At 40.3% G+C, this 6,682-nt stretch carries 6 protein-coding genes and 1 other RNA gene; all 7 read left to right on the plus strand.

Annotation, left to right across the window (positions count from 1 at the left end; translation table 11 throughout):
• Positions 1 to 6: 6 nt before the first annotated feature.
• A non-coding RNA gene (gene ssrS, locus J6I68_RS11945) (6S RNA) lies at positions 7 to 214 on the plus strand.
• A 55-nt stretch (positions 215 to 269) separates the two neighbouring features.
• Entirely contained in the window at positions 270 to 1,187 is a 918-nt protein-coding gene (locus tag J6I68_RS11950) for a YihY/virulence factor BrkB family protein (RefSeq protein ID WP_292220605.1), read from the plus strand.
• Between the two features lie 11 nt (positions 1,188 to 1,198).
• Positions 1,199 to 2,344, plus strand: a complete 1,146-nt coding sequence (locus J6I68_RS11955; protein ID WP_292220607.1) for an AI-2E family transporter — start codon at positions 1,199 to 1,201, stop codon at positions 2,342 to 2,344.
• A 20-nt stretch (positions 2,345 to 2,364) separates the two neighbouring features.
• On the plus strand, positions 2,365 to 2,580 hold the full coding sequence (locus J6I68_RS11960; protein WP_292220608.1) for a hypothetical protein: 216 nt from the start codon (positions 2,365 to 2,367) through the stop codon (positions 2,578 to 2,580).
• Between the two features lie 63 nt (positions 2,581 to 2,643).
• Complete coding sequence (locus J6I68_RS11965; protein WP_292220610.1) at positions 2,644 to 3,726, plus strand: endonuclease/exonuclease/phosphatase family protein; 1,083 nt, start codon at positions 2,644 to 2,646, stop codon at positions 3,724 to 3,726.
• Between the two features lie 125 nt (positions 3,727 to 3,851).
• Positions 3,852 to 5,111: a 6-phosphofructokinase gene (locus tag J6I68_RS11970; protein WP_292220611.1), complete on the plus strand. Its 1,260-nt coding sequence runs from the start codon at positions 3,852 to 3,854 to the stop codon at positions 5,109 to 5,111.
• A gap of 27 nt (positions 5,112 to 5,138) precedes the next feature.
• Positions 5,139 to 6,515 (plus strand): sensor domain-containing diguanylate cyclase, encoded by a 1,377-nt coding sequence (locus J6I68_RS11975; RefSeq protein WP_292220613.1) that lies wholly within the window; start codon positions 5,139 to 5,141, stop codon positions 6,513 to 6,515.
• The last annotated feature ends 167 nt before the right edge of the window (positions 6,516 to 6,682 follow it).

Genomic DNA, 6,682 nt, shown 5'->3' on the forward strand with positions numbered 1-6,682 from the left:
AAGATAGTTCTCCTGGGATGACCGACACCTCCTGTGTAATTTGAACCTACATTACTTTAAACGGGATTCCTACATTACCTACCTGAATGTCACGCCTTCGGCCCTGCGTATACGCAGACCAGCTACGGGAGAGGAAGACAGGATATTAGGTTGCGGTGACCCACCTGGCGATAGCTAGGAGTCAAATAACAGGAAACGGCATTTTGGGATTATTTAGGAAATAAAAGCAGTCATCACTGGTGGCTGCTTTTTCCGTATGAGGAGAATCTATGACTATCAAGCAGCAGTTACTGGCCCTTGCTAAGGATTTCGCCTTTAGGATGCAAAAAAAGAATATTGCTGCCTATGCAGGAAGCTGCGCTTACTTTTTCATGATATCCATAGTGCCACTTCTCATCTTTATGTCATCTCTTTTGCCCTACACAGCGCTGACAGCTTCGGATCTTTCGAGGGCTCTTACAGAGATAACTCCTGATTTTGCTGACGATATTGCACTAAGGCTGATCAGCGAAGCCTATGAACAGTCAGTTGCTGTTTTTTCCATATCGGCTCTTGCTACGGTATGGTCTGGAGCACTGGGCATGATGTCCATAATCAGAGGTCTTAATATAATATATGACGTAGAAGAGAAAAGAAATTACTTTTACCTACGCGCTATAGCGGCTCTTTACACAGTTGCCATGATCGTTATCGTAATGGTAATGCTTCTTTTTATGGTATTTGAAAGAATTGTGAAGTCCATAGCAATAAGTCATTTTCCGGGGATCATGTTCCTTATTTCCCTGTCATCATATTTTAAGTTTATTGTGGTTATCTTAGTGGCAACATTTTTATTTGCCATGATCTATACCTTTGTTCCCAGTGCTAAGATGACTTTTGTATATCAGATACCAGGAGCAGTTTTTTCAGCTGTTGTGTGGTATATCTTTTCCTGGCTGTTTTCACTTTATGTGGATCTGTCTGGATATTTCTCAGTTTATGGTAGTATCGCCACCTTGATGATCATGATGATCTGGCTGTACTTTTGTATCTACATCTTCATGATAGGGGCCTTTATTAACAGGTTCTTTCACCCGGCTGTTAAGGTCTTATATGACGACCATCATCAGAGCAAGGTGAGAGAAAGAGTTAAGAAAAAAAGTCAAAGACAGCTACGAAAACCTAGAAAATACAATGAGTTTGGATAAGGGGGAAAGAAATGAAGTTCAACAAAAAAATCCTTAAACAGAAATGGGTTTCATACACGATTGCAACCTGTTCAGCGGTTGTGCTGTATCTTTTGTTATCCAATCCGGGATTTTTGCTTGGTGCATTATCTGCCGTCTTTAATATAATAAAGCCAGTAATATCCGGAATCATAGTGGCCTATATTTTTAATCCGCTGGCAAATCTATTTGACAGGAAGGTCTTTTACAAGCTTAAAAATGAAAAGACCAGATGGAAGCTCTCTGTGGCATTTGCCCTTATCGTGCTGGCACTTGGAGTAACGCTTCTTTGTTTTGCACTGATCCCTCAGCTGGCAGACAGTGTATCTACTCTGATCGGTAACATGGGTATGTACGTTGAAACACTTCAGGATCTGCTTAAGAGCTTTGAAAGCGGCAGTACTGGCAAGCTCTTTGGGCTTGATTTTTCAGGGATCGCAACTTTTGGTGATGAGCTTCTTGATAACATTGCCAATTATTTTAAAGACAATATGGACTCCGTGGTCATGACAAGCTCCTCAATTGGAAAGGGAGTTCTTGATGCAGTAATAGCCTTTATCCTTGCAATCTATTTCCTTTTGGACAAGCATAGAATAACAGTTGGTGTTAATAGATTTCTTTCGCTTCTCATGAAGGATGAAAACTACAACAAATGGGCGGATTTCTTAGACAGATGCAACGCAATCCTTATCAGATACATCGGTGTTGATGTGGTGGATGGAATAGTAGTTGGTGTTGTTAATTTCCTGTTTATGATCATCATGAGAATGCCATATACAGCACTCATTTCGGTTATTGTGGGTATCACCAATCTGGCACCTACCTTTGGACCTATTGTGGGAGCAGTGATAGGAGCTTTTATCCTTGTTTTGGTAAATCCCTGGTATGCACTGTGGTTTCTTATATTTACTATTATCCTTCAGACCATTGACGGATATATATTAAAACCAAGACTTTTTGGCGAAAGCCTTGGAGTGTCAGCACTCATGGTCCTTATTTCCATTATTATTGGCGGAAGGCTATTTGGTGTAGTTGGTATTTTGTTTGCAATTCCTTTTGCAGCCATCATAGATTTTGTCTGGAAGGATTATGTAATAAAAAAACTTGAGGAAAGAAAAGCTAAGAGGTACAATATATAGTATGAGAAGGGGGTAGCATTATGGATATAATGAGTTACGTTGATAGTGCGATAGAATTTTCAAAGGACAAGATCGACAAGGTTCTTGCTTTCTGGAATGATCTGGAGGATGACAGAAAAAAGCTCCTTATTGGATGCATTGCAGCCACCTGTCTGGTAATTGTAGTAGCAGGTATTGCATATGGAATCGGAAAGGCTCATGGAGAGAGACTTGCCTTTGAGGAAGAAGATTTTTAAGACTTAAATTGTTGTTATGAGAGCTTCTTTTTACGGAGGCTCTCATATTTTTTGGAGTAAGGTATGAAAAAAGCTATTCGGGTAATAACGGTCTTCTTTATCATGGCATTTCTTGTTGTGGGGACTGTAGTTGGGTTCCTTACAGTGGATGAGTATAATCCAAAAGACGTTGAGACCCTTGAGATAAATGGAGATGCAAAAAGCAGGATAAAGACCGGGGAGAGTGTCACGCTTCTTTCCTGGAATCTAGGATATGGAGCTCTTGGAGACAATGCAGACTTTTTTATGGACGGCGGAAGGATGGTCTATACCGCCGACAAAGAGAGAGTTCTAAGTAATCTTGAGGGTGATATAGAGGAGTTTAATAAAATATCACCTGACATTATTTGCACCCAGGAAACTGACAGGAATTCCGACAGGTCTTACTTTATAGATGAAATGGAATATTTCATGTCCAATTCAGGTCTTAGTGTTCTTCATGGGGAAAATGTTTTTGCTCCAAACCTTAAGGTGGCTTTTATACCGCTACCGGTTCCGCCTATTGGAAAGGTTTATAGTGGCCTTTCACTGTTTAGCAGATATGATATAGCTTCAGCCCAGAGGCTTAAGCTCCCGTGCCCGTTCAAGTGGCCACTTAGAACATTCAATCTGAAAAGATGTCTGGAAATAGTCAAATTTCCTGTTGAAGGCTCTGATAAAGAGCTTGTTATAATAAACCTTCATCTTGAGGCCTATGACTCAGGAGAAGGGAAAGTGGCTCAGGCTAAGATGTTAAAAGAAGTGCTTGATGCTGAGATTGAAAAGGGAAATTATGTAATAGCAAGCGGAGATTACAATCAGGTGTTCTCAAGTACAGATATCAGTGCATATCCTGTACATGAGGGATTGTGGGAGGCTGGAAGGATAGAGGTTGATGAATTTAATAGTGACCTTACCTTTTGGGCAGACAATAGTGTGCCCAGCTGCAGATCTCTTGACAGAGTCCTTTCTTTAGCTCCTGACAGATCGCCAGAAGGCTTTCAGTACTATGTTATTGACGGCTTTATAACATCATCCAATGTGGATGTGGAATCTGTTCATACCGACAATCTTTCTTTTGTAACATCTGATCATAACCCTGTGATACTAAAGTTTAAACTTAAATGAACTGTAAGCGGCCTGTAGTCAAAAAAGACTATGGGCGCTTTATTTTTCGTGACAGTAAATGTTTTATTGAATATAATAGATATTAGGTATTTCAAAAAGAACTTTGAAAGGGGACAGTATTCAATATGGTACACAAGGTAAAACGTAATGTAATTGTTGGACAGTCTGGAGGACCTACTGCAGCTATCAACTCATCGCTTGCAGGCGTTTACAGGACAGCCATGGACCGTGGTTACAAGAAGGTCTATGGAATGATCCATGGTGTTCAGGGTCTCATGGAGGGTAGATATGTAGACCTTTCTGATCACATTCAGTCAGGACTTGATATTGAGCTCTTAAAGAGAACACCTTCTGCATATTTGGGGTCATGCAGGTACAAGCTTCCAGAGATATTTGAAAACAAAGAAGTTTATGAGAAGATTTTCGAGATCCTCAACAAACTTGAAATAGACTGCTTTATCTACATTGGTGGTAACGACTCAATGGATACCATCAAAAAGCTCTCTGATTATGCTATCATTTCTGGTTCACCTATCAGATTTGTAGGATGCCCTAAGACTATTGATAACGATCTTGCTCTTACAGACCATACACCAGGATATGGCTCAGCAGCCAAGTACATTGGTACTTCAGTAAAAGAGATCATCAGAGACAGCTGGTCACTTGAGACGACAAGTGGACAGGTTATCATCGTAGAGGTTATGGGTAGAAACGCAGGATGGCTTACAGGTGCCACAGCACTTGCAAAGGGCGAGGACTGTGACGGACCAGATGCTATCTACCTTCCAGAGCTTCCATTTGATATGGATGCGTTCATTAAGAAGATCAAAGGTCTTTTAAAGACCAAGGCTTCTGTTGTAGTTGCTGTATCTGAGGGTATCAGAACCAAGGATGGCAAGTACATAAGCGAACTTGGAAGCACAATAGAGTATGTAGATGCATTTGGACACAAGCAGCTTACAGGTACAGCAAGATATCTTTGCGACGTAGTTGCAAAGGAGTGTGGATGCAAGACACGTCCAATCGAGCTTTCAACTCTTCAGAGAGCAGCAAGCCATTGTGCATCCCGTGTTGATATCCTTGAGGCATATGAGGTTGGTGGTGCAGCAATGAAGGCTGCTGATGAAGGCGACAGCGGAAAGATGGTTGTTATTGAGAGACTTTCTGATGATCCTTATCAGGCAGGAACAGAGGTTAAGGATGTTCATAAGATTGCTAACGATGAGAGAGTTGTTCCAAGAGAGTGGATCAACAAGGATGGCACATATGTAACTAACGAGTTCATTACATATGTAAGACCTCTTATCCAGGGCGATGTTGGACCTATCATGGTTGATGGTATTCCAAGACATCTGTACAGACCAGGATTCCAGGATATTCTGTAATTGATGATTCATTAGTGAAGGAATAATATGACAATTCTAAATAATAGATTGGTTACAACTGACAAAGAATTAAATATTATATCTGCTGATGATGGATATCGTGAGTATGTATGCGAAGATGGTGCCAGCACCATCTTCGCTAATATACATCCGGATGATCAGCATCTTTTGTATGAGATGGTAGAGGGATTAGAGACTGAGAGTGCTTTGACCCTCTGTTTTCGTATATGTGATAAATCCAAAAGCTACAACTGGTTCAGGGCTGAGTGTATCAGGACAACTGATGGAAATATCAGCATAATGTTTCATGACATTGAGACTGTTGAAAATGAAAATAAAGCCATTGAGACGGATTACCTGACAGGACTTTTAAATAAAAAGGCTATAACCGATTATGCCAAAAAAGCTATCGCCAGAAAAGACAATGTAGTTAATCTTTGCATAATAGATATAGATAATTTCAAAAATATCAATGATACCTATGGCCATTCCTATGGAGATAAGATACTAAAGGAAGTATCAGCTATTATCCAGGAAGTACTTGGAAAAGATGGAAAAGCCGGCAGGATCGGCGGTGATGAGCTGATGATGATCATCGAAAACGTGGAGGAAAAGACAGAACTTCGCGTATATTTAAAGGGGATCAGGGAGAGAGCTGAGGCGTCCCATATTGATCAGAATGGATTTCCACTTGTTACCGTATCTATTGGAGTAGGAACCTTCCCCTTATACGTAGACAATTATGATGACCTGTTTAACCTTGCTGACAGAATGTTATACAGAGCCAAGAACAGAGGAAAGAACAGGTATGTTATTTATAACCCTGACATCCATGGAAAGCTTGTAAATGGTGAACTTGATGAAAATGTTGTGGCTCTGAATGAAGCTACTGCCCAGGATAAGACCACCCTTGTGCTTCAGAGTATTGATGGACTGTTTGGAAACATGAATGAGTCAATTCCCAAGCTTCTTGCAATGATTGCAGCGACTTTTGGGATTGATGAGGCATATATCTTTTACAAGGATATAAATAAGAGCTTTCATGGGGTTAAGAGAGTGGCTGAAACCGGTAGGAATGCAGAAAGGAATGTACAAAAGCTTGCAGACACAGTTTCCAGCCTGTCTTATATTGCTGAACCGGGCTTTGAGAACAGATTCAATTCCAACGGTGTCTATGTCCTTGATTCACCAAAGGCTATGCTTGAAAATACCGTAGAGCCTAAAAAGTTCTTTGCAGAGCATGATATAAGGCATGCATTTCTTTATAAGATGCAGGACATACCCTATGACGGCTTTATTGCGCTGTATAATACCAGAGAATTATCGAGAAAATTCCCTCAGTCAGACATTACAGACCTTACATATTTGAGTAAAATGATAGAAATTGCCCTGAAATCTAGATAATATCGTACGTTTTTTAATTTTTTTTAAAAAAATCCCTTTTTTTCGGCATTTTTAGGTTGTTTGTGGACGCAAATAGTAGTAGAATAGGCAATGTAGTAAATAATTTCTTTTTGGAGGGAAAACCAAATGAATAAGACAGAACTTATCGATGCAATCGCAAAGGAAGC

This window comes from Butyrivibrio sp., from assembly GCF_017940685.1.
Taxonomy (GTDB): Bacteria; Bacillota; Clostridia; order Lachnospirales; family Lachnospiraceae; genus Butyrivibrio.

Coding starts and splice junctions, on each gene's coding strand:
- J6I68_RS11950 (WP_292220605.1), top strand. CDS start 270: ATGACTATCAAGCAGCAGTTACTGGCCCTTGCTAAGGATTTCGCCTTT.
- J6I68_RS11955 (WP_292220607.1), top strand. CDS start 1,199: ATGAAGTTCAACAAAAAAATCCTTAAACAGAAATGGGTTTCATACACG.
- J6I68_RS11960 (WP_292220608.1), top strand. CDS start 2,365: ATGGATATAATGAGTTACGTTGATAGTGCGATAGAATTTTCAAAGGAC.
- J6I68_RS11965 (WP_292220610.1), top strand. CDS start 2,644: ATGAAAAAAGCTATTCGGGTAATAACGGTCTTCTTTATCATGGCATTT.
- J6I68_RS11970 (WP_292220611.1), top strand. CDS start 3,852: ATGGTACACAAGGTAAAACGTAATGTAATTGTTGGACAGTCTGGAGGA.
- J6I68_RS11975 (WP_292220613.1), top strand. CDS start 5,139: ATGACAATTCTAAATAATAGATTGGTTACAACTGACAAAGAATTAAAT.